The organism is Variovorax sp. J2L1-78, from assembly GCF_030317205.1.
GTDB lineage: Bacteria > Pseudomonadota > Gammaproteobacteria > Burkholderiales > Burkholderiaceae_C > Variovorax > Variovorax arabinosiphilus.
Map to the genome: position 1 here is coordinate 2,705,241 of NZ_JASZYB010000001.1, position 21,761 is coordinate 2,727,001.

At 68.2% G+C, this 21,761-nt stretch carries 26 protein-coding genes; 8 read left to right on the forward strand and 18 right to left on the reverse strand.

Annotated features, from left to right (window positions below):
- Positions 1-29: 29 nt before the first annotated feature.
- Both QTH86_RS12920 and QTH86_RS12925 read right to left on the reverse strand, forming a co-directional pair.
- A complete protein-coding gene (locus tag QTH86_RS12920) occupies positions 30-1,376 on the reverse strand; it encodes a M16 family metallopeptidase (RefSeq protein ID WP_286644294.1) in 1,347 nt (448 codons plus the stop codon).
- Positions 1,377-1,387: 11 nt separating this feature from the next.
- A complete protein-coding gene (locus QTH86_RS12925) occupies positions 1,388-2,851 on the reverse strand; it encodes a M16 family metallopeptidase (RefSeq protein ID WP_286644293.1) in 1,464 nt (487 codons plus the stop codon).
- Positions 2,852-2,880: 29 nt separating this feature from the next.
- Between QTH86_RS12925 and ftsY the strand changes: the two genes are divergently transcribed.
- Positions 2,881-4,104 (forward strand): signal recognition particle-docking protein FtsY, encoded by a 1,224-nt coding sequence (gene ftsY / locus QTH86_RS12930; protein ID WP_286644292.1) that lies wholly within the window; start codon positions 2,881-2,883, stop codon positions 4,102-4,104.
- On the opposite strand, the gene QTH86_RS12935 is transcribed toward ftsY, so the two are convergent.
- On the reverse strand, positions 4,105-4,494 hold the full coding sequence (locus QTH86_RS12935) for an FHA domain-containing protein (RefSeq protein ID WP_286644291.1): 390 nt from the start codon (positions 4,492-4,494) through the stop codon (positions 4,105-4,107).
- A gap of 246 nt (positions 4,495-4,740) precedes the next feature.
- Between QTH86_RS12935 and rpoH the strand changes: the two genes are divergently transcribed.
- Complete coding sequence (gene rpoH, locus QTH86_RS12940; protein ID WP_286644290.1) at positions 4,741-5,685, forward strand: RNA polymerase sigma factor RpoH; 945 nt, start codon at positions 4,741-4,743, stop codon at positions 5,683-5,685.
- A gap of 156 nt (positions 5,686-5,841) precedes the next feature.
- Here the strand turns inward: rpoH and QTH86_RS12945 are convergent, their stop codons facing one another.
- The 5 genes from QTH86_RS12945 to QTH86_RS12965 are packed head-to-tail and all read right to left on the reverse strand — an operon-like array spanning position 5,842 to position 10,088.
- Positions 5,842-6,438, reverse strand: a complete 597-nt coding sequence (locus QTH86_RS12945; protein WP_286644289.1) for an SCO family protein — start codon at positions 6,436-6,438, stop codon at positions 5,842-5,844.
- A 17-nt stretch (positions 6,439-6,455) separates the two neighbouring features.
- Positions 6,456-7,370, reverse strand: a complete 915-nt coding sequence (gene cyoE / locus QTH86_RS12950; protein ID WP_286644288.1) for a heme o synthase — start codon at positions 7,368-7,370, stop codon at positions 6,456-6,458.
- Positions 7,367-8,569, reverse strand: a complete 1,203-nt coding sequence (locus QTH86_RS12955; protein ID WP_286644287.1) for a COX15/CtaA family protein — start codon at positions 8,567-8,569, stop codon at positions 7,367-7,369. Before QTH86_RS12955 ends, cyoE begins: the two co-directional genes overlap by 4 nt.
- Before the next feature lie 6 nt (positions 8,570-8,575).
- Positions 8,576-9,256, reverse strand: coding sequence for an SCO family protein (locus QTH86_RS12960; protein WP_286644286.1), 681 nt, complete (start codon positions 9,254-9,256; stop codon positions 8,576-8,578).
- The gene (locus tag QTH86_RS12965) at positions 9,243-10,088 is read right to left on the reverse strand and encodes an SURF1 family protein (RefSeq protein ID WP_444813763.1); all 846 of its coding nucleotides are present in this window, start codon (positions 10,086-10,088) and stop codon (positions 9,243-9,245) included. The genes QTH86_RS12960 and QTH86_RS12965 overlap by 14 nt, the downstream gene beginning before the upstream one ends.
- 36 nt (positions 10,089-10,124) lie before the next feature.
- Here QTH86_RS12965 and QTH86_RS12970 point away from each other — a divergent pair, with 36 nt between their 5' ends.
- Positions 10,125-10,346 (forward strand): twin transmembrane helix small protein, encoded by a 222-nt coding sequence (locus QTH86_RS12970; RefSeq protein WP_286644284.1) that lies wholly within the window; start codon positions 10,125-10,127, stop codon positions 10,344-10,346.
- Positions 10,347-10,426: 80 nt separating this feature from the next.
- Here the strand turns inward: QTH86_RS12970 and QTH86_RS12975 are convergent, their stop codons facing one another.
- The 8 genes from QTH86_RS12975 to QTH86_RS13010 all read right to left on the reverse strand — a co-directional run bounded on the left by QTH86_RS12975 (position 10,427) and on the right by QTH86_RS13010 (position 16,794).
- Positions 10,427-11,308: a cytochrome c oxidase subunit 3 gene (locus QTH86_RS12975; RefSeq protein WP_286644283.1), complete on the reverse strand. Its 882-nt coding sequence runs from the start codon at positions 11,306-11,308 to the stop codon at positions 10,427-10,429.
- Between the two features lie 52 nt (positions 11,309-11,360).
- Positions 11,361-11,573, reverse strand: coding sequence for a DUF2970 domain-containing protein (locus tag QTH86_RS12980; protein ID WP_286644282.1), 213 nt, complete (start codon positions 11,571-11,573; stop codon positions 11,361-11,363).
- Between the two features lie 11 nt (positions 11,574-11,584).
- Positions 11,585-12,208 carry a cytochrome c oxidase assembly protein gene (locus QTH86_RS12985; RefSeq protein WP_286644281.1) on the reverse strand — a complete coding sequence of 208 codons (624 nt, stop codon included), beginning with the start codon at positions 12,206-12,208 and terminating at the stop codon, positions 11,585-11,587.
- A gap of 1 nt (position 12,209) precedes the next feature.
- Positions 12,210-12,320 carry a cytochrome oxidase small assembly protein gene (locus QTH86_RS12990; RefSeq protein ID WP_286644280.1) on the reverse strand — a complete coding sequence of 37 codons (111 nt, stop codon included), beginning with the start codon at positions 12,318-12,320 and terminating at the stop codon, positions 12,210-12,212.
- Between the two features lie 22 nt (positions 12,321-12,342).
- Positions 12,343-13,974, reverse strand: coding sequence for a cytochrome c oxidase subunit I (ctaD, locus tag QTH86_RS12995; RefSeq protein WP_286644279.1), 1,632 nt, complete (start codon positions 13,972-13,974; stop codon positions 12,343-12,345).
- Positions 13,975-14,020: 46 nt separating this feature from the next.
- Positions 14,021-15,202 carry a cytochrome c oxidase subunit II gene (gene coxB / locus QTH86_RS13000; RefSeq protein WP_286644278.1) on the reverse strand — a complete coding sequence of 394 codons (1,182 nt, stop codon included), beginning with the start codon at positions 15,200-15,202 and terminating at the stop codon, positions 14,021-14,023.
- A gap of 61 nt (positions 15,203-15,263) precedes the next feature.
- Entirely contained in the window at positions 15,264-15,740 is a 477-nt protein-coding gene (locus QTH86_RS13005; RefSeq protein WP_286644277.1) for a DUF2244 domain-containing protein, read from the reverse strand.
- A 139-nt stretch (positions 15,741-15,879) separates the two neighbouring features.
- Positions 15,880-16,794 carry a class I SAM-dependent methyltransferase gene (locus QTH86_RS13010; protein WP_286644276.1) on the reverse strand — a complete coding sequence of 305 codons (915 nt, stop codon included), beginning with the start codon at positions 16,792-16,794 and terminating at the stop codon, positions 15,880-15,882.
- 23 nt (positions 16,795-16,817) lie between these two features.
- Here QTH86_RS13010 and QTH86_RS13015 point away from each other — a divergent pair, with 23 nt between their 5' ends.
- Together QTH86_RS13015 and QTH86_RS13020 are read left to right on the forward strand one after the other, a co-directional pair.
- Positions 16,818-17,576 (forward strand): ComF family protein, encoded by a 759-nt coding sequence (locus tag QTH86_RS13015; protein ID WP_286644275.1) that lies wholly within the window; start codon positions 16,818-16,820, stop codon positions 17,574-17,576.
- 13 nt (positions 17,577-17,589) lie between these two features.
- Positions 17,590-18,051 (forward strand): tRNA (cytidine(34)-2'-O)-methyltransferase, encoded by a 462-nt coding sequence (locus QTH86_RS13020; RefSeq protein WP_286644274.1) that lies wholly within the window; start codon positions 17,590-17,592, stop codon positions 18,049-18,051.
- A gap of 264 nt (positions 18,052-18,315) precedes the next feature.
- Here QTH86_RS13020 and QTH86_RS13025 read toward each other — a convergent pair whose 3' ends face one another.
- Together QTH86_RS13025 and QTH86_RS13030 are read right to left on the reverse strand one after the other, a co-directional pair.
- Positions 18,316-18,774, reverse strand: a complete 459-nt coding sequence (locus QTH86_RS13025) for a MaoC family dehydratase (RefSeq protein WP_286649138.1) — start codon at positions 18,772-18,774, stop codon at positions 18,316-18,318.
- 12 nt (positions 18,775-18,786) lie between these two features.
- On the reverse strand, positions 18,787-19,704 hold the full coding sequence (locus QTH86_RS13030; protein ID WP_286649139.1) for a LysR family transcriptional regulator: 918 nt from the start codon (positions 19,702-19,704) through the stop codon (positions 18,787-18,789).
- A gap of 88 nt (positions 19,705-19,792) precedes the next feature.
- Here QTH86_RS13030 and QTH86_RS13035 point away from each other — a divergent pair, with 88 nt between their 5' ends.
- The 3 genes from QTH86_RS13035 (at position 19,793) to kefF (ending at position 21,761) form a co-directional block, all read left to right on the forward strand.
- Positions 19,793-20,173, forward strand: a complete 381-nt coding sequence (locus QTH86_RS13035; RefSeq protein WP_286649140.1) for a carboxymuconolactone decarboxylase family protein — start codon at positions 19,793-19,795, stop codon at positions 20,171-20,173.
- Positions 20,170-20,991, forward strand: coding sequence for an NHL repeat-containing protein (locus QTH86_RS13040; RefSeq protein WP_286649141.1), 822 nt, complete (start codon positions 20,170-20,172; stop codon positions 20,989-20,991). Before QTH86_RS13035 ends, QTH86_RS13040 begins: the two co-directional genes overlap by 4 nt.
- Before the next feature lie 65 nt (positions 20,992-21,056).
- Positions 21,057-21,761 (forward strand): glutathione-regulated potassium-efflux system oxidoreductase KefF, encoded by a 705-nt coding sequence (kefF, locus tag QTH86_RS13045; protein WP_286649142.1) that lies wholly within the window; start codon positions 21,057-21,059, stop codon positions 21,759-21,761.

Genomic DNA, 21,761 nt, shown 5'->3' on the forward strand with positions numbered 1-21,761 from the left:
GAGCATAGCCCGCGAATGCGCCCAGGTCGTCAAGGTTTGGCCCCGACCACGACCGTCACCATGCGGTCGGGCTGCAGCTTGCGCGCGAAGGCGGCCTTGATGTCGGCCACAGTGACCGCGTTCATGCGTGCCGTCCAGGTGTCGAGATAGTCCAGCGGCAGGTCGTTCCAGGCGATGTTCGACACGTTGCCCAGCAGCTTGCGGTTGCTGTCGAGCAGCAGCGGGAAGCCGCCGATGAGGTTGTCCTTGGCGGCCTTCAGCTCCGCCTCGGTCGGGCCTTCGGCGACGAACCGGGCCAGCACCTGGCGCGACACCTGGACCGCGGCGTCGGCCTGGTCGGGCCGCGTCTGGAAGCCGACGCGGAAGGCGCCCGCATGCAGGCCCGGTGCGAAGCCGCTGGAGATGCCGTACACCAGACCGCGCTTCTCGCGCACCTCGTTCATCAGCCGCGAGACGAAGCCGCCGCCGCCCAGGATGTAGTTGCCGATCGTGAGCGCGAAGTGGTCCGGGTCCGTGCGCAGGTAGCCCGGCTGGCCGATGACGACATGGGCCTGCGCCGACGCGAACGGGATGCGCTCTTCCTTCGGCGCCGTGAGGACGGCGATGGGGGGCACGGCCGGCAGCGGCTCGCAGCGGCCGTCCTGCGCGGGCAGCCGTGCCAGCAGGCGCGTGGCGATGGCATCGGCCTGCGCGCGCGTGACGGCGCCAACGATGCTCACCTTGGCGCGACACGGCAGGATCAGCTGCGCGTAGCGCGTGCGCATCGTCTCGACGTCGATCTTCGCGAGCGTCGCCTCGGTCGTCTCCTGGCCGTAGGGATGCGTGCCGTACACCGCCTGCGAGAAGGTGCGGGCGCTGACGGTGCCGGGCTTGGTGTTCGCCTCCTTCAGCGCGGCGTTGATCTGCTCGCGCTCGCGCTGCCACACGTCGGCAGGGAACGAGGGCTCGCCGATCTCGCGCGCGGCGAGGGCCACGGCGCGGTCGAGCAGCGCCGGGTCGGACAGCGAGCGCAGCGAGAAGCTGGTGCGCTCGGCACCCGCGCCCGCGCCGAAGCTCGCGCCCAGGTCGGCCCAGGCTTCACCGAGCGCGTTCTCGTCGAGCGCAGGGCCGGCGTCGCTCGCGCGCACGCCCTTCTCGACCATGCCCGCGCTGGCGCTGGCCAGGCCGGCCTGCGCGGCCGGGTCGCGCCGACTGCCGGCGTCGACGTCGATCTGCACGTCGACGATCGGCAGCGCGTCGGTGGCCGCGAGGTACACCTTGGCGCCGTTGGCCAGCGTCCAGTGCTGGATGGGGATGGCGGCCTGCGCGCTCAGCGCAGCCAGCAGGGCGGTGCTCGCGATGACGGCACCGCCGGCGATCTTCTTCAGGGTCAGCATGGGGCGGTCTTTCAGCGCAGCGGTCCGGCGGGGGTGTTGAAGCCGCGCGGGCGCGGATTCTTTTCGGGCGGCAGCGGCCGCAGCGTCGCGACCGTGAGCTGGTCGTCGCCGAAGTACTTCGCGGCGACGGCCTGCACCTGCGCGGCCGTGACCTTCTGCAATTGCGCGACGATCCGGGCGCTGGCGTCCAGCGGCAGGCCCTGCACCCAGTTCGCGCCGAGCTCGCGGCCCTGCGCCATCACCGAATCGAGCTTGTAGGTCTGGCTGGCGACCCATTGCGTCTTGACGCGGGCCAGCTCGGCCGCGCCAACGCCGTCGCGGGCCACGCGGGCGACTTCGGCGCGCAGTGCGGCCTCGACCGCCTCGGGCGTCTTGCCGGCGGCCGGCACGCCGTCGAGCTCGAAGAGCTGCGGCCCGCGGCCGGTGAGGCCGGCGTACGAGCCCGCTTCGTCGGCGACGCGGTCGGGCCCCTGCGTCAGCGCCCGGTCGAGCCGCGCGCCAGGGTAGCCGTCGAGCAGGGCCGACAGCACGACCAGCGCCCAGACGTCGCTCTCGCCGTCGAGGCTTTCCAGCCGCGGCGCGCGGAAGGCGAGCGACACGTAGGACTGCTCGGCCGGCGCCTTGAACTCGATGCGGCGGATGCCACGCTGCTCGGGCTCGGTCCGCGGCTTGCGCGCCGGCACGGCGCGGGCCGGGATGCGGCCGTAGTACTTCTCGGCCAGCGCACGCACGCGCTCGATGTCGACATCGCCCGCGACCACGACCGCCGCGTTGGCCGGCACGTACCACTGGCGGTGGAAGCTGCGCACATCGTCGGCCGTCATGGCGTCGAGGTCGCTCATCCAGCCGACCACCGGCCGGCGGTACGGCGACGCGACGAAGACGGCCGCGCTCTGCTGCTCGCCCAGCAGCGCGCGCGGCTGGTCTTCGGTGCGCATGCGGCGCTCTTCCTTGACCACCTCGATCTCGCGCTGGAATTCGACATCGGGCCACTGGTTGTCGGCGAAGCGGTCGGCCTCGAGCTTCATGACGTCTTCCAGCTTGCCGTTGGGGATCTGCTGGTAGTAGCCGGTGTAGTCGCGCGTGGTGAAGGCGTTCTCCTGCCCGCCCAGGGCTGCGACCTGGCGCGAGAACTCGCCCGGCTTGATGTGCTTGGTGCCCTTGAACATCATGTGTTCCAGGGCGTGCGCCACGCCGGAGGTGCCGTCGACCTCGTCCATCGAGCCGACCCGCACCCACACCATGTGGACGGCGGTGGGCGAGCGGCGGTCGGGCTGAACGATCAGCGTCATGCCGTTCGACAGGGTGAACTGGCGCGCCTGGGTCGACGCACCGGCCACAGGTGCGCGGGCGTCGGCGGTGGAGGGGGCGGGAGTCGGGAGCGTTTGGGCCAGGGCGGGGAGCGTCCATGGCGCGACGAGCGCCAGGGTCAGCACCGCACCGGACGCTGTGCGGCGTGGCGAGGGGTGTTTCATAGAATGGGTCGGATTGTAAAAACCATCTGATGTTCAGTTTCTTCAAGAAAAAGCCGGCCGAGGCCGCCCCACCGCCGGTCGATGCCCCTGTCGCGCCTGCTCCGGCGCCAGCGCCAGCCGTCGAGGTGCCCGTGGCACCGCCGCCCGCCAAGTCGATGTTCTCGCCGTCGAGCTGGTTCCGGGGCGAGGCGCCGCCTGCACCGACCGCGCCTCCTGCGCCCTCGCTACCGCCTGTGCCTGTGCCAGCACCGGTCGTGCCGCCCACGCCCCCCGTGGCGACACCCCCGTCGATCCCGACACCGGCCCCCGTGGCAGTGCCGGCCCCTGCGCCCGTCATCGCGCCCCCTGCCCCGTCGCGCACCGGCTGGCTCGACAAGCTCAAGACCGGCCTGCGAAAGACCGGCACCGGCATCCAGGCGGTGTTCGTCAACGCGCAGATCGACGAGGCGCTCTACGAAGAACTGGAAGCCGCCCTGCTGATGGCCGACACCGGCGTGAAAGCGACGGAGTTCCTGCTCGAGGACCTGCGCGGTCGCGTCAAACGCCAGATGGCGACCGACGCGCAGCAGGTGCGTCGCCTGCTCGCCGAGGCCATCACCGACCTGCTGCGCCCGCTGGAAAAGCCATTGGTCATCGGCCAGTACACGCCGACCGTGATCATGGTGGCTGGCGTCAACGGTGCCGGCAAGACCACCTCCATCGGCAAGCTCACCAAGCACCTGGCGAACGAAGGCGCGTCGGTGCTGCTGGCCGCGGCCGACACCTTCCGGGCGGCGGCGCGCGAGCAGCTGCTGGTCTGGGCCGACCGCAACACGGTCGAGATCGTGAGCAACGAGGGCGGCGACCCGGCGTCGGTGAGCTTCGATGCCGTCAATGCCGGCCGGGCGCGCGGCAAGGATGTGGTGCTGGTCGACACCGCCGGCCGGCTGCCGACGCAGCTGCACCTGATGGACGAGCTCAAGAAGATCAAGCGTGTGGTCACCAAGGCCGACGCCACCGCGCCGCACGAGGTGCTGCTGGTGATCGACGGCAACACCGGCCAGAACGCGCTGGCGCAGGTCAAGGCCTTCGACGAAACGCTGGGCCTGACCGGGTTGATCGTCACCAAGCTCGACGGCACGGCCAAGGGCGGCGTGCTGTGTGCCATCGCCCGCGAGCGGCCGATCCCGGTCTACTTCATCGGCGTGGGCGAGAAGCTGGAAGACCTCGAGACCTTCGACGCGCGCGAGTTCGCGCAGGCCCTGCTCGGCTGATCAGCGGCGCGGGAAGATGGTGCGCGGGTAGGCGGTTTCGTCGAAGGGCGAAAAATCCGTCCGCGGCGCCAGACGGAGCGGCTCGGCGTCCCGTGCCGCCTCCACCACCGAGAGGAAGCGCAGCTGCACATCGCCGATCTCCAGCACCTCGCGGTTCTTCAGCGGATGCACGCCGATCTTGCGGCCGTTCACCAGCGTGCCATTGCTGCTGCGCAGGTCGGTCACCGTGACGGAGGTGCCGACGACGTCGATCGCCGCATGGGCCCGGCTGACCAGGGGGCTGTCGAGCACCAGGGTATTCCGGTCTGTTCGACCGATGGTGGTCCGGCCCTCGGCCAGGTTGATCTGCCGGGGGGTCCCGGCCTTGGACAGGATGATGAGGCGTGGCATGGCTGACGAACTCCCTTGCTGCTGGAAAAAACGCCTCTGCGGGCGCTGGCGCACCACCGGTCGCGCCGGCCGCCATTTTTCAGCCACAATTGATTGACGGAGCCCGTCGAACTGTGAAACGCCTCAAAAATGAGAACTTTCGTGAACAATTCGATGCCGGTTTTGGCCCTCACCGTTGGGGAACCCTTGCCTTAGCACTCCCTCTAACCGAGTGCTAATATGTCGATGAACAAAGGAGTTTCCCCAATGACAAGTCTGTCTGGAGCCTCTACGACCCACCAACTCGCCGTCGCCAACCCGTGGTCGATGGTGCCGCCGCTGGGCAACTTGGACGCCTATATTTCGGCCGCCAACCGCTTGCCGATGCTCACGCTCGAAGAAGAGCAGGGCTTCGCTCGCCGTCTGCGCGACCACAACGACCTCGAATCCGCGGGCGCGCTGGTGCTGTCGCACCTGCGCCTGGTCGTCTCGATCTCTCGCCAGTACCTGGGCTACGGGCTGCCGCACGGCGACCTGATCCAGGAAGGCAACATCGGCCTGATGAAGGCCGTCAAGCGCTTCGACCCCGACCAGGGCGTGCGGCTGGTGAGCTACGCCATGCACTGGATCAAGGCGGAGATCCATGAGTACATCCTGAAGAACTGGCGCATGGTCAAGGTCGCGACGACCAAGGCCCAGCGCAAGCTGTTCTTCAACCTGCGCTCGATGAAGCAGGGTTTCAAGGCCGACGATGCCGCCGCCGATGGCGACACGCACCGCGCGACGCTGACCGACAGCCAGGTCACGCAGATGGCCGAGAAGCTCAACGTCAAGCGCGAGGAAGTGCTCGAGATGGAGATGCGGCTGTCCGGTGGCGACGTGCTGCTCGACCCGAGCCCGTCCGACGATGGCGACGAGGCCTTCGGCCCGATCGCCTACCTGGCCGACGCCACGCAGGAGCCGACCGCCCAGCTCGAGTCGCGCCAGCGCGACCGGCTGTCGAGCGATGGCATCTCGACCGCGCTCGAAGCGTTGGACGACCGCAGCCGCCGCATCGTCGAAGAGCGCTGGCTCAAGGTCAACGACGACGGCTCGGGCGGCATGACGCTGCACGAACTGGCGGCTGACTACGGCGTCTCGGCCGAGCGCATCCGCCAGATCGAGGTCGCGGCGATGAAGAAGATGAAGAAGGCACTGGCCGACTACGCCTGAGCCTGAGCGCACTTCCCAACGAAAAAGCCCGGTGCATGCACCGGGCTTTTTTCATGCCGCCGGGCCGCCCCAAGGCATGAAGCGCCCCCTCGGGGGGCCGAGAGCTACACGCAGTGAGTGAACGTGGGGGCTCTTTTTCATGGCGCGCCGATCGGCTCAGCCCTGCTTGATGAGCGCCTGGACGTCGGCCACCATCGGCGCGACGCCGGCACCGTAGCGCGCGTAGAGGCGCAACCGGCCCTGCGTGTCGTAGATGTAGCTGGCGGCGGAGTGGTCCATCGAGTAGCTCGTCGGCGTCTTGCCGTCGACCTTCTTGTAGTAGGCCTTGTAGTCCTTGGCCATGGCCGCGAGCTGGTCCTGCGTGGGGATCAGCGCGACGAAGGCGGGGTCGAAGGCGCCCATGTAGGCCTTCATGACTTCGGGCGTGTCGCGATCGGGGTCGACGGTGACGAACAACACCTGCAGCTTGTCGCCGTCCTTGCCGAGCTGCTGCTTGACCTGCGCCATCTCGGTCATGGTGGTGGGGCAGACGTCGGGACACTGGGCGTAGCCGAAGAACAGGACCACGACCTTGCCCTTGAAGTCGGCGAGCGTGCGCTCCTTGCCGTCGGCATCCTTCAGGGCGAAGTTTTTGGCGTAATCGGCGCCGGTCATGTCGACGGCGTTGAAGCTGGGCTTGGGGTCGGTGCAGCCGGCCATGGCAGCCGCCGCAGCCGATGCGCCGGCCAGTCGGAGGAAATCGCGCTTGTTCATGCGTGCGCCCATCGAGATCAGTAGAGGTAATGATCGACCAGCAGCGCCGCGAACAGCACGCTCAGGTGGATCAGGGAGAAGCGGAAGGTCTTGCGCGCCAGCGCGTCGGAATAGTGGCGCCACAGCGCGAAGGCGTAGCCGCTGAAGCCGATGCTCACCGCGACCGCCACCGCCAGGTACAGCCAGCCGCTCATGCCGTAGATGAAGGGCATCAGGCAGGCGGCGAACAGGATGAAGGTGTAGAGCAGCACCTGCAGCCGCGTGAATTCGTTGCCGTGCGTCACGGGCAGCATCGGCAGGCCGGCCTTGCGGTAGTCCTCGACGCGGTAGAGCGCCAGGGCCCAGAAGTGCGGCGGCGTCCACAGGAAGATGATGAGAAAGAGGATCAGCGCCTCGGGGCCGACGTCGCCGGTCATCGCGGCCCAGCCGAGCACCGGCGGCATCGCGCCCGAGGCGCCGCCGATCACGATGTTCTGCGGCGTCAGCGGCTTCAGGATGACGGTGTAGACCACCGCGTAGCCGACGAAGGTGGCGAAGGTGAGCCACATGGTCAGCGGGTTGACCGTGAACCACAGCAATGCGGAGCCCGCGGCGCAGAGCACCGCCGAGAAGATGAGCGCCTGGCGGTCGCTCAACTGGCCGCGCGCCGTCGGGCGCCAGGCGGTGCGCTTCATCTTGGCATCGATGCCCTTCTCGACCAGGCAGTTGAAGGCGGCGGCGGCGCCGGCCACGAGCCAGATGCCGATGCAGCCGAGCAGCCCGCGCTGCACGTCCGCCCAGCCCGGCACGCCGGGGACGGCCAGCACCATGCCGATCAGCGCGCAGAAGACGATGAGCTGCACCACGCGCGGCTTGGTGAGCGCGTAGAACTGGCGCAGCACGCTGGCGGTGCTGGCGCTCGCGGGCGAGGTGGCGGGAAGCGGTCGGCTCATGCGGCCCCCATCCTGCCCGAAGCGGTGCCGGGCGTGCGCACGGCGGCTTCGCGGGGGGCGCGGCGGCTTTCGCACAGCGTCCAGGTCAGCACCACCGCCAGAGCGGCGGCGCCACCGGTGTGCAGCACGGCCGCAGCCAGCGGCCAGCCGAGCAGCACGTTGCCCAGGCCGGTCGCGAGCTGGAGCAGCGCGAGGCCGGCCAGCCAGCGCGCCTGGGGCTGCAGCGACGGGATGCGGCGCAGGCGCCAGGCGAGCACGCCGAGCGCGACGAACACGACGTAGGCCATCAGCCGGTGGACGTAATGGATGGCGGTGAGCGCGGCGAACTCGATCGGCGTGCCGCCGGCATCCACGCCGAGCTCGCGCCAGATCTGGAAGCCCTGGCTGAAGTTCATCGGTGGCCACCAGCTGCCCTGGCAGGTCGGGAACTGTGTGCAGGCCAGCACCGCGTAGTTGGTGCTGACCCAGCCGCCCAGGGCGATCTGCAGCACCAGCAGCGCGGTCGTGGCGACGAGCAGCGTGCGCAGCGGCGACGCGATGGCCACCGGGCCGCGCGCCGCGGCCGACTGCCGGTAGCGCACGGCCTGGATGCACAGCAACGCCAGCAGCACGATGGCGCCGAGCAGGTGCAGCGTGACGATGGCCGGGAACAGCTTGAGCGTGACCGTGAGCGCGCCGAATGCGCCCTGCAGGCACACCCACACCAGCGTGGTCGCGGGCCACCAGGCGCTGAGCGCGGCCGGGTCGCCCGCAGCCTGCGCACGCGCCGGCAGCTTGCGTTGCCGACGCCGCACCACCCAGGTCGCCACCGCCAGGCTGAGGATCAGCACACCGACGCCGGTCGCCAGGTAACGGTGCACCATCTCGACCCAGGCCTTGCTGTGCGTGACCGGGCCGGACGGCTGGGCCGACTGCGCCATGGCGATCTCGTGGCGCGCGCCGAGCGGGCTGGCGTTGCCGTAGCAGCCGGGCCAGTCGGGGCAGCCCAAGCCGGAGTCGGTCAGGCGGGTGAAGGCGCCGAACAGGGTGAGGTCGAAGGTCAGGAAGAGCGTGAGCACGGTCAGCGCGTGCAGGCGACGGGCCGGCCCGGCGCCCACATGGCGGCGCCACACCCAGACCAGCGGCCCGAGCGCGATCAGCACGCCCATGGCCATGAGCCAGGCGATGGGGGTCAGGTCGTAGAGGGACTGGCTTTCCATGACGTGCTAGCGGCCGGCTTCGTCCCAGGAGGCGGATGCGCGCAGCAGCCGGTCGAGGTCGCGCTTGGCGCGGCCGGCGCCTTCGGTGTCCATGCGCGCCGGGAAACGCATCATCCAGTTGCCCAGCGGATCGACCACGTAGAAATGCTCGGCCAGCGTATGGCCGGCGGCGGGCGCAAGCCACTGGGCGATCTGGGCCGCGGGCACGCGCAGCACGGTCGCGCCATGCAGGCCGTTGTCGAGCCGGTGCGGCACCGGGGCGTCGTCGCTCACCAGCCAGACGCGGTCGAGGCGGTCCTTCTCGCGGCCCAGGCTTTCGCGCAGCTGGCGCTGCAGGTACAGCTGCCGCTCGCACAGCGCATCGCAGGCGGCATCGGCCACCGTCATCAGCAGCCACTGGCCCTTGAGCGCGCGCAGCGTGGTCGGCGTGCCGTCGCGTGCGATCGCGCTCGTGGCCGGCAGCGGCCGCTGCGGGTCGATCAGCTCGCCATAGACGCGCTTGCCTTCCGGGCGGATCACGTAATAGGTGAAGTACGAGGCGATGACCGGCGCGGCGCAGCACAGCATCACGGCGATCATCTTCCAGCGGCCGATCGCGGTGCGGCGGCCTTCGCTGCCGTCGAGCGCCTGGTTCGGTGACGGCATCGAGTGCACCGTCAGACCCAGCGGCTCGTCAGCGTTCGCCATGGCGGGGCTTGCGCCGGGGTGCGATGAATTGGAACCAGACATAGAGGATGACGACGAGGGCCGCGAGGCCGAACCACTGGAATGCATAGCCATAGTGCTTGTCGACCCCCAGCGCGGGCGCCGGCCAGTCGCGCTGCAGGCCTTCGGAGGCCGCGCCGATCTGCTGGAGCGTGAGGTCGGTGCGCAAGGGCAGACGGGTCTCGCTGCGGAACGCTTCGAGGTCCAGATTCTGCCGGATGGGCGAAGACCCCACGGCAGGCTGCGCGGCCTCGCCGGCCGGCGTGCCTTCCGGTGCGGATGCGGGGGCGGACGCTGGCGCGGCGGGCTTGCCGAGTTCCAGCAGGTGCGCGGGTGGCGGCGCGATGCGCCCGGTCACCTCGACGAGGCCAGCCGGCGTCTCCACCGGCATCAGCTGGGCCCGGTCGTTGAAATTGCGCTGGACCCATCCGCGCTGGATCATCACCGTCTGTTCGCTGCCTTCGAGCGCGAAGGGCGTCAGCACGTAGAAGCCCGGTACGCCGTGCATCTGGCGGTTGTCGAGGTAGACGGTCTGGTCGGCGAGCCACAGCCCGCGCAGGTGCACCGGGCGGTGCAGTGCGTCGGCCGGCTTGTCGATCGCGAGGAAGGCCTCCTGGTCGAGCGCCGGGCGTTGCCGCTGGGCTTCGATCTCGGCCTGCAGCGCTTCCTTCTGCGCGGCCCGCGACAGCTGCCAGCGGCCGAGCGACACGGTCGCCGCCAGCGTGAGCAGCGCGGCCAGCGTGACGATCCAGAAGCGCCCGCGGCGGCGCGACTTCGACAATGACGGTGACGCGGGACGCAAGGTTTCCCGCATCACGTCGGCCTGCCCTGGCGGCCGATAATGGGCTTCATGAAATACATCCTCGCCCTGGCGTTCGCGGGCATCCTGGCCAGCCTGGGCTGGGCGCTGTTCTTCATGCTCAAGGACGGGCGGGACGGCCGCGCCAAGAGCGGCGGCATGGTGCGCGCGCTCACCATTCGGATCGGCCTGTCGGTGCTTTTGTTCCTGTGCGTGCTGCTCGCTTGGAAGCTGGGCTACATCCAGCCCGGCGGGCTTCCCGTCGGCAAGTAGATCGTGCTCGTTCCAGGTCCACGAGCGCCATGAAAAAAGCGCCTTGCGGCGCTTTTTTTGGGTGCCGGTCGGTGCTTCGCTCAAAGCCAATAGACCAGGAAGTACAGGCCGAGCCACACCACGTCGACGAAGTGCCAGTACCAGGCCGCGCCCTCGAAGCCGAAGTGGCGCTCGGGCGTGAAGTGGCCCTTCTGCAGGCGCAGCGTGATGAACAGCAGCATCAGCATGCCGACGAACACGTGCAGGCCGTGGAAGCCGGTCAGCATGAAGAAGGTCGAGCCGTAGGCACCCGAGCTGAGCTTGAGGTTCAGCTCGGTGTAGAGGTGGTAGTACTCGTAGCCCTGCACGCTCAGGAAGACGATGCCCAGCAAGACGGTGAGCCACATGAAGCGGATGCACTGGGCCCGGTGGCCGGCACGCAGCGCGTGGTGGGCGATGGTCAGCGTCACGCCCGAGCTCAGCAGCAGGGCGGTGTTGATGGTCGGCAGCCAGAACGGGCCGACGGTCTGGAAGGGTTCGACGATGTCGGCCGGCGAACCGGTCACGCCGGCGGCGACGCTGGGCCACACGGCCTTGAAGTCGGGCCACAGCAGCGCGTTGTCGAGGCTGCCGAGCGCCGGCAGCGCGTGGGTGCGCGTCCACCACAGGGCCGTGAAGAAGGCGCCGAAGAACATCACCTCCGAGAAGATGAACCAGCTCATGCTCCAGCGGTAGGACAGGTCGATCTTGTGGCTGTACTGGCCGCTCTCGCTCTCGCCGATGGCCTCGCGGAACCACTGGAAGAGCACAGCCCACCACCACAGCAGGCCGAAGGCCAGCGAGTAGGCACCCCACTGGTGGTCGTTGATCCACTGACCCGCCCCCAGGATCACGAAGAACAAGCCGATGGCCGCCATGATCGGGTGGCGCGACGGCCCGGGCACGAAGTAGTAGGGCGTGGTGCCGTGGGTGGTTGAACTCATATCAGCTCCTGCTTTTTCTCTTTTGTCGTTTCGTTGGGCAATGGCGTGGCGGTCAGGCGGCGACGACGTACTTCACCAGCAGGATCAGCGCGCCGACGAAGCAGGCCACCGCGACCAGGCCGACGATCACGATGTGCAGCGGTGTCAGCCTGGCGATGTCTTCCTGGTAGTCGCTGTTCTTGCGAACGCCGAAGAAGCCCCAGGCCACGGCCTTGAGGGTGCGCCACAGCGAGCCCTTGCGGGGCTCTTCGGGGGTGTCCGGCATCTCAGTGGCCATCACGAACGCGGCTCCGCCACCAGCGGCGCGACCGACGCCGTCGGTGCCGCCGGCGTCTTGCCACCCACCTCGAAGAAGGTGTACGACAGCGTGATGGTCTTCACGTCCTTGGAAATCTTGGGGTCGATCACGAAGGCGACCGGCCATTGCTTCTTCTCGCCCGCATCCAGGGTGTACTGGTTGAAGCAGAAGCATTCGAGCTTGTTGAAGTAGGGCGCCGCCTGCTGCGGCGCGTAGCTCGGGATGGCCTGCGCGGCCATCCGGCGGTTCTGCACGTTCTGGAATTCGTACATCACCGTGTTCAGTTGACCGGGGTGCACCTGCATCGAACGCTGTGCGGGCTTGAAGTCCCACAGGCCGCGCACGTTGGCGTCGAACTCGACCGTGATGGTGCGACTGATGTCGACCTGGGTGTTGTCGGGCACGCGCACGTTCTTGCCGCCCGACGCGCCGCCCGGCACCTCGAGCTCGGACAGCGCGAGGATGTTGATGCCCGTCATCTCGCAGATGGCGCGGTACAGCGGCACCAGCGCATAGCCGAACGCGAACATGCCCGCGGCCACCACGGCCAGCTTGCCGACCATGCGGACGTTCTCGCGGCGGATGCGTTGGCCGATGCCCATGCTAGACACCGATCCACGCCATGCGGACGAAGAATCCGATGAAGAACAGCACCGCGATGGAAGCCAGCGTGAGCCCCATGCGTCGGTTGTTCTTCTTCTGTTCCGGTGTCATCGCAGCTCCAGCATTCGGCCGATCAGCCGATCACCTTGGTGGCGGTCGGGTCCAGGCGCGGCGGCGTCTCGAAGGTGTGGAAAGGCGCCGGCGACGGCACTTCCCATTCGAGGCCTTCGGCCGCTTCCCACGGCTTGGCCGAGGCGGGCGCGCCCTGGCCGCGCATCGCGGGCAGCACGATGAAGAAGAAGAAATAGACCTGGGCCAGACCGAAGCCGAAGGCGCCGACCGAGGCCACCGCATTGAAGTCGGCGAACTGCATCGGGTAATCGGCGTAGCGGCGCGGCATGCCGGCCAGCCCCAGGAAGTGCATCGGGAAGAAGGTGATGTTGAAGGAGATCAGCGACCACCAGAAATGGATCTTGCCGCGCGTCTCGTTGTACATCACGCCGGTCCACTTCGGGCACCAGTAGTAGAAGCCGGCGAACATCGCGTAGAGCGAGCCGGCCACCAGCACGTAGTGGAAGTGGGCCACCACGTAGTAGGTGTCCTGCAGCTGGATGTCGATCGGTGCCACGGCCAGGATCAGGCCGGTGAAGCCGCCCATGGTGAACACGAAGATGAAGCCGACAGCGAACAGCATCGGCGTCTCGAAGGTCATCGAGCCCTGCCACATCGTGGCGACCCAGTTGAAGATCTTCACGGCCGTGGGCACGGCGATGAGCATCGTGGCGTACATGAAGAACAACTGTCCGGTCACCGGCATGCCGGTGGTGAACATGTGGTGTGCCCAGACGATGAAGCTCAGGATGGCGATCGACGAGGTGGCGTACACCATCGAGGCATAGCCGAAGAGCTTCTTGCGGGCGAAGGCCGGCACGATCTGGCTGATGATGCCGAAGGCCGGCAAGATCATGATGTAGACCTCGGGGTGGCCGAAGAACCAGAAGATGTGCTGGTACATCACCGGGTCGCCGCCGCCGGCGGGGTTGAAGAAGCTGGTGCCGAAGTGGCGGTCGGTCAGCGTCATGGTGATGGCGCCGGCGAGCACCGGCATCACGGCGATCAGCAGGTAGGCGGTGATGAGCCAGGTCCAGCAGAACATCGGCATCTTCATCAGCGTCATGCCGGGGGCGCGCATGTTGAGGATGGTCACGATGATGTTGATCGAGCCCATGATCGAGCTGGCACCCAGGATGTGCATCGCGAAGATGCCGGCGTCCATCGACGGGCCCATCTGCAGGGTCAGCGGTGCGTAGAGCGTCCAGCCGGCCGCCGGTGCGCCGCCGGGCATGAAGAAGGACGCGACCAGCATGATGGCCGCGGGGATCATCAGCCAGAAGCTGAAGTTGTTCATCCGTGCGAAGGCCATGTCGGACGCACCGATCTGCAGCGGGATCATCCAGTTCGCGAAGCCCACGAAGGCCGGCATGATCGCGCCGAACACCATGATCAGGCCGTGCATGGTGGTGAACTGGTTGAAGAGCTCGGGGTTCACCAATTGCAGGCCGGGCTGGAACAGCTCGGCGCGGATCAGCAGCGCGAGCACCCCGCCCACCATCAGCATGGTGAACGAGAACAGCAGGTACAGCGTGCCGATGTCTTTGTGGTTCGTCGCGAAGAGCCAGCGGCGCCAGCCGGTGGGCGCGCCGTGATGGTCGTCGTGCGCGTGGTCGCCGGAGGCGTGACCGTGGGGGTCGAGGACTGCACTCATGTCGATGTTCCTTGCAATTGCTTCGTCGCGGGGCCTGCGGCCTCTTTTACAGCTTGGCCCGTTCGGCCTTGACCTCGGCCGGCTGCACCAGCTGGCCGGTCTTGTTCGACCAGCTGTTCTTGGTGAAGCTGGCCACGGCGGCGAGGTCGGTGTCGCTCAGTTGTTTCCAGGAGGGCATCGCACCGTTGTTCTGGCCCTTGAGGAGCACGTCGATCTGGATCGTGTGGTCCGCGTCGAGCACCTTGGCCGAGCCGTCGAGCGGCTTGATCGGGCCGGCACCCTTGCCGTTGGCCTGGTGGCAGGCGGCGCAGTTGGCCGCATAGACCTTCTCGCCACGGGCCATGATCTCGGGCAGCGCCCAGACCTTGTTCGGATCGTCCTGCTTGGCGGCGGCTTCCTTGCGCTTGGTGTCGACCCAGGCCGTGTAGTCGGCGGCCGAGACCACCTTCACGTGGATCGGCATGTAGGCGTGTTCCTTGCCGCACAGTTCCTGGCACTGGCCGTAGTAGTCGCCGACCTTCTCGGCGCGGAACCAGGTGTCGCGCACGAAGCCGGGTATCGCGTCCTGCTTGATGCCGAACTGCGGCACGGCGAAGGCGTGGATCACGTCGTTGGCCGTCGTGATGACGCGGATCTTCTTGTCGACCGGCACCACGAGCGGGTTGTCGACCTTGAAGAGGTAGTCCACGGGAATCTCGCCCTTGGCACCCGCGTCGGACATGGCCCGGTGGGAGCTGTCGAGCGTCGAGATGAAGCCCAGGCCCTCGCCCTCGCCCTTGATGTAGTCGTAGCCCCACTTCCACTGGTAACCCGTGGCCTTGACGGTGAGGTCGGCGTTGGTGGTGTCCTTCTGGGCGACCAGCACCTTGGTGGCCGGCAGCGCCATCAGGATGACGATGAGGAAGGGCACGATGGTCCAGATGACCTCGACCACCACCGATTCATGGAAGTTGGCCGCCTTGTGGCCCACCGACTTACGGTGCTTCCAGATCGAATAGAACATGACCGCGAACACGGCGATGAAGATCACGGTGCACAGGATCATCATGACCGTGTGCAGGAAGTGCTGCTCCTGGGCGATCTTGGTCACGCCGACCGGCATGTTGAGTTGACGCACCGTCGGACCACCCGGCAGATCCTGAACGGCATGGGCCATGCCGTTGAAGGCTGTGCCGGCTGCCAGCAACACCTGTGCGGGCTTGAACTTCGTGCGCCAATTGCTCTTCATCGTGTTTACTTTTTCATGTGTCCGTTGAACCCAGCGGTCTGCCTCGCCGGCCGCGTGCCGCTCAGGCGCCACGCAGTGCCATCCGAATCTCGCGTGCCAGCGCCGCCCGCAATTCCGGGCGTACATAGCGCCCCACCTTGACCGACCGACCCTGTCCTGACACCTCGATCAGCGACCGGTCGCTGGCCTGAGGTTCGATCCGCACCTGGTGCGGCAAAAATTCCGTGCGCTCGTAGTGCCCGCCGTTTTCCAGTTCGACCACCAGCCGCCCACCCTGCAACGCGATCCGCTCTCCGTCGGTCGCATGCCGGGCGTACAGCACGAAGGCGAAGCCGACCGCCACGAGCTCGATCCAGGCGAACGGCAGCACCATCGGTGCGCCATGCAGCCAGAACACCGTGCCGACGCCGAGCGATACCACGCACAGCGACGCGTAGAGCCACCCCAACTGGCTCGGCGTGACCGAACAGTTGCGCTTCAGGAACCAGTGGATGCTCTGGCCTGAGACGGTGGCAAAACGAAACACGAAATTCGACACGGACGAGTTCGGCAGATCGGTTCATCGACACACGCCGAGCCCGATTTACCAGGGTTCGACAGGTGCCGATCGCGGGAAAAGCCCCGGGAGTTCACGCAGCGGCGGATTGTAGCGGTTCGGTTGCAGGCATTGACCTGGGTCAAGGTCGCCCACGTTGCAGCATCTCGCGCATCTGACGCAACGAAACCGCGCTTTCGCCGGACAGCGCAACGCGCGGCGGCGGCTTGAAGGCATGGCCGTAGATGATCTCGAAGGTCATCGAGATCCGGGGTGGGCTGCCGGGTTCGGACGGCGTGGCCGAGGCCGCCAGTGCGGCGCGCAGTTCGCCCTGCCAGTGCCGCCCCCGCAGGCCGGGGAAGCGCCCGGGGTGCAGGTTGCGCCCGAGGTCGCGCAGCTCGGCCAGTGCGGCCTCGGGCGTGGCCCAGGTCAGCACGATGCGCTCCATGTCCATGATCGGCTCGGCGAAGCCGGCACCCACCAGCATGTCGCCCCAGTCGTGCATGTCGGTGAACTGGTGGCAGGCCGGCGGCCAGCCCAAGCGCGCGTACAGCGCCCGCAGTTCGGCGAGGGTGTCCGGCCCGAGGCAGGAGAACATCAGGAAGCCATCGGTGGCCAGGTGCCGGTGCCAGGTCGCGATCAGTGTCTGCGGATCCGCCGCCATGTGCAGGGCCATGTTGGCCCAGAGCATGTCAACGCCCTCTTCCGGCGGTGCATCGAAGCGCGCCCGAGCCCCCTGCCAGCGCCGCGCGCTCCACCAGGGCGCGCCCAGTGCCTCGGCCGTGGGCGCCGCCAGTGCATCGGACGGCTCGATCACATAGGGCACGGCCTGGCCGTAGCGCCGCGCTACCAGCGCATGCGCCTCGCGCCCGCCGCGCAAGGGCGACCAGTCGGCCCAGCGCTTGGGCCGGGCGGTGATCCATTGCAGCCGGTCTTCCATGCGGCGCCCGACTTCCTCGTGCAGCCAGGGCGAAGCGGCGCCCGGTGGCAGGCCGGCCCAGCGCGCGGCGGCCGGAGGATCGATGGTCGGCGGGCGCTGAACGGGATCGTTGGACATGGAGAAGCTCAGTATATTGAGCCATGCGCTTCGGCTCGGCTGCACGGCCTTTACCGTCCTTTCTTCCGTCCCTTTTCTCGTCGCTCCTCGACCGCCTGCCGAGCCAGTGCGCGGTCTGCCGCGCCTGGCCCTCGCAACCGGTGTGCGACGCCTGCGTGGCGCGCTTCGCCCCGCCGACACCACGCTGCACGACCTGTGCCCTGCCCGTGCCGGCCGGCGTGGCGCGCTGCGGCGAATGCGTGCGCCACCCGCCGCCGCTGGACGCCTGCCTGGCCGCCTGCACCTATGCCTGGCCCTGGCCCGGCCCGATCGGCGAGTTCAAGTTCCAGGGCCACGCCGGCTGGGCCGCGCCCTTCGCGATGCTGATGCGCAGCATGCCGTGGGCCGAGCCCGCGGTGGAGCAGGCCGACCTCGTGCTGCCGATGCCGCTGTCGACCGCGCGGCTGCGCCAGCGCGGCTTCAACCAGGCGCTCGAACTGGCGCGCCGGCTGGCGCCCGGCAAGACCGAGGCGGCGCTGCTGCTGCGCACGCGCGACACGCCAGCCCAGAGCGGTCTCGGGCGCGCCGAGCGGCTGCGCAACCTGCGCGGCGCCTTCGCCCTCGAGCCGCTGCGCGCGGCGGCAGTGCGCGGCCGCCATGTCCTGCTGGTCGACGACGTGATGACCAGCGGCGCGTCGGCCTTCACGGCCGCCCAGGTGCTCAAGACGGCCGGCGCGGCGCACGTCACCGCGCTGGTGCTGGCCCGCACCGATCCGCCGGGCGAACGGCACGAGGGACATTAGGGACAATCGGCCGATGTTCCACATCGTCCTGGTCGAGCCCGAGATTCCTCCCAACACCGGCAACGTGATCCGCCTGGCGGCCAACACCGGCTGCACGCTGCATCTGGTCGAGCCGCTGGGTTTCTCGATGGACGACAAGCTGCTGCGCCGTGCCGGCCTCGACTACCACGAGTACGCCGAGGTGCGGCGCCACGCCAGCTGGGCCGCATTGCTCGAGACCGAAGCGCCGGCAGCCGATCGGATGTTCGCCCTCACGACGCGCGGCAGCCGCCCGGTACACGACGTGGCCTTCGCGGCGGGCGACTGGCTGGTCTTCGGTTCGGAAACCCGCGGCCTCGCGCCCGAGCTGCGCGAGCGCTTCGACCCGCTGCAGCGCCTGCGACTGCCGATGCGCGACGGCCAGCGCAGCCTCAATTTGTCGAACGCCGTCGCGGTGACGGTGTTCGAGGCCTGGCGCCAGAACGGCTTCGCCTAGGGCCTGTTAACGCTATTTCCGGAGTTGCGAAGGCATGCCCAGGCGGGCCAATCAAGGCGCGTGACGCCGCATGTGCGTCGGCACATGCAAGGAGCGCAACGCCGAGTGGCCGGCCTGGGCATGCCTTCCCTTCGGGTTGCCCGGCCCAGGGGCCGTCTACGGCGTTGCCCGCGCTTGCAAGGCTTCAGCCTTGCTGCGCCCGGGCGCCTTGCATCCAGCTCCTGGGCCGGGCAACGCAATCTCCGGGAATAGCGTTAACAGGCCCTAGCGGTAGCGCCGCACCACCGATTCGGCCACGCAGGCCGGCTTGGCCGCGCCCTCGAGCTCGATCGTGGTTTCCCAGACCATCTGCAGGCCGTCGCCGTCGATCGGCTCCGCCGACAGCAGCTTCATGCGCCCGCGCAGTCGGCTGCCCACCGGCACCGGCGCCATGAAGCGCACCCGGTTCAGTCCGTAGTTCACGCCCATGCGCGACTCGACCACCTCGAACGCGTTCTCGTAGAACTTCGGCAGCAGCGACAGCGTGAGAAAGCCGTGCGCGATCGGCGCGCCGAAGGGGCCGGCCTTGGCACGCGCCACGTCGACGTGGATCCACTGGTGGTCGCCCGTGGCATCGGCGAACTGGTTCACCTGGGCCTGGGTGATCTCGATCCAGTCGCTGACCGCCACTTCCTGGCCGACACAGGCGGCCAGATCCTGAAGGGTCTGGAAGGTCTTTTTCATGTCGCCAAGACCTTAGCACCGAATGCGGCCGACATGCACCGAGGCTCTCACGAGTTCCAGGAACTGCGCCAGGATGGGTGAGGGGTCGCCGGCCGCATAGACCACGGCGATCCCGCTGGTCAGCGGCCCTGCCTCTTCCTTGAGCGGTCGGAAGACAACCCCTTTGCGTTTGACGTTCTGCAGCGAGGCAGAGATGAACGCGATGCCTCGCCCCTCGGCGATGAGGCCCAGCAGGATGTGGTGGTCGTCGGGTTCCGGAATCGTGCGGGGCTTGAAATCGATCCGTTCGAAGAACGCCTGGCAGTGGTCGTAGAAGCCCGGATTCAGCCGACGCTCGAACCGGAAGATCGACTCCCCGCGAAGGTCGTCGAACCCGAGCCGGCGCTTGTGCGCCAGGGGGTGGCTGGCGGGCAGCGCGACGATGACCGGCTCCTCGCGCAGTGTCTCGACCTCGAGACCTCGGGTCTCGGTGTGCAAGCCGATGAAGGCCACGTCCATCGCGCCGTTCTTGATGTCTCGCACGAGGCGGATGGAGTGTCTGCCCTGGGTGACGATCCGCCAGCTCGGAAAGCCCTGCTGCAAGGGCCCGGTCACATCGGGAATGGCGCTTCGATCGAACACCGTCGTGTAGCCCACGACGAACTGGCCACGCTCGGCACCTTGCGCCGCCTTCGCGACCGCCACGGCCTTGCGCGCCTGCGCCAGCGTCCGCCTGACTTCAGGCAGAAATGCGACCCCTGCCTTCGTCAGCGTCACGCCGGTCTGGGTCCGCACGAACAGCTCGACGCCGAGCTGCTCCTCCAACTGACGAATCTGCCGGCTCAACGGTGGTTGAGAGATGTGCAAGCGCGCCGCGGCCCGCCCAACGTTGAGCTCCTCGCTGACCGCCAGGAAGTACCGGAACTGTCGCAGGTCGATCGATCCATTCATACCGAAAAGGTATCACACAAAAGGTATTGGAGGCGTTGACGAGCCCCTCGTAGAGTGACGCCGATCCACAGCGACGAAAGGCAGATTCATGAATGACGAACGGTATGCACGGGGTTGGGCAAAGCTCAAGGAGGTCGATGGCCAGGCGGGCGAGAACGTCATCGAAAGCCTCAAGGACATCGCCCCCGACTTCGCACGGCTGATCATCGAGTTTCCGTTCGGCGACATCTACTCGAGGCCGGGGCTCGACCTGAAGGTGCGCGAACTCGCCGTGGTGGCCGCGCTCACGGCCATGGGAAACGCTGCGCCGCAGCTCAAGGTGCATATCCACGGCGCCCGCAACGTCGGCTGCACTCCGCAGGAGATCGTCGAAGTCATCATGCAGATGGCCGTCTATGCCGGCTTTCCCGCCGCGCTCAACGGCCTGTTTGCGGCCAAGGAAATCTTCTCCCACGAGGCGCCGGCATGAAGCGGAACCTCCACGCCGTCGGCTTGGCGCTTTTCATGGTGACGGCGCAGGGTCAGCCAGCCTTCGCCCAGGCGCGACCGGATGGCATGTGGACGCTGGACCGCACGGCAAGCCATGCAGGACTCAGCGCGCCGGTCGGCATGGCCTACGACGCGGGCGGGAACCTCTATGTGGCGAACTGGTCTGCGGGCACCGTGATGCGCTTCACCCCCAAGGGCGAGCAGACGGTCTTCGCCAGCGGGCTCAGCGGCCCCTCGGGGCTGGCCATCTCGTGCAAGGGAGATGTCTACGTCGCCTCCTACAACGACGACCTGGTGTGGCGTTTCGCACCGAACGGCGACAAGGCGGTCTTCGTGCGCGGGCTGGCAACGCCTGCCGGGCTGTCCTTCGATGCGCGGGGTCGCCTGCTGATCGCCAACCGGCGGACGCACCAGATTCTTGCCGCGCATCCGGACGGAAGCATGGAGGTCGCCGCCGAAGGCCTGCAGACACCGGTCGGTGCTGTCGAACTGCCTGGTGGCGATCTGCTGGTCAGCAACATCGCCGGCGGCATCGCCCTGGTGTCCGGCGGGCGGAAGGCCAGGACGATCAACGCCGACCTGCGCAGCCCCGGCCCGGGCATCGTCGCGGCGGGCGCGGACGCCGTCTATGTCGTGGACTACGGCGGGACCACCGTCAGCCGCGTCGACCGGCGAGGCGTTCGTACGGTGATTGCGGACGGGCTGAGCAGCCCGGTGGGTCTGGCGCTCGCCCCGGATGGCGGCCTGGTGGTGGCGACGTGGGGAGCCAACGCGGCGTTCCGGATCCACCGGCCATGACCGCGTAGAAGCGACAACACGGCGCCCGCAGCGCAAACCCGCCCGCGCTGCGCTATGTTCGCGGGATGACGACAACAACACACACGGGCACCGAGGGGCCCCGCATCTACCTGATCGGCGCCCATCCGCACTGGCGCGAGTCACGCGTGAACCGCCGCCTGCTGGCGGCCGCGCGGGAGGTCGATGGAGTCGACGTGAATGACCTCTACGCCAGCTACCCCGACTACGCCATCGACGCCGACGCCGAGCGCGAGCGTCTGGCGCGCGCCGACCTGCTGGTGCTGATGCATCCGATCCAGTGGTACTCGATGCCGCCGCTGCAGAAGCTCTGGCTCGACGACGTGCTGCGCTACGGCTGGGCCTACGGCGCCGGCGGCAACGCGCTCGCGGGCAAGGACCTGTGGCTGGCGGCCACCACCGGCGGCCCCGAGGAAAGCTACCACCCGTCGAGCTACAACCGCTATTTCTTCGACGCCTTCCTGCCGCCCTACGAGCAGACCGCCGTGCTGTGCGGCATGCGTTTCCTGCCGCCGCTGATCCTGCACGGCGCGCGCAGCGCGAGCGCTTCGGAGGTCGACGCGCACGTCGACACCTTCGCCCAGCGCCTCGCCAGCTACCCGGATTGGCCGGAGATGGACGCGCTCGAGGACTGCCCGACCTGCAGCGTGCCGTCGGAAGACCGGCCGCCTACCGCCGAAGAAGGCCCGAGCCTCTATCGTTCGATGAGCGACGCCATCGCGCGCGCCACCGCCAGCAGCGAGGCCCGCTGA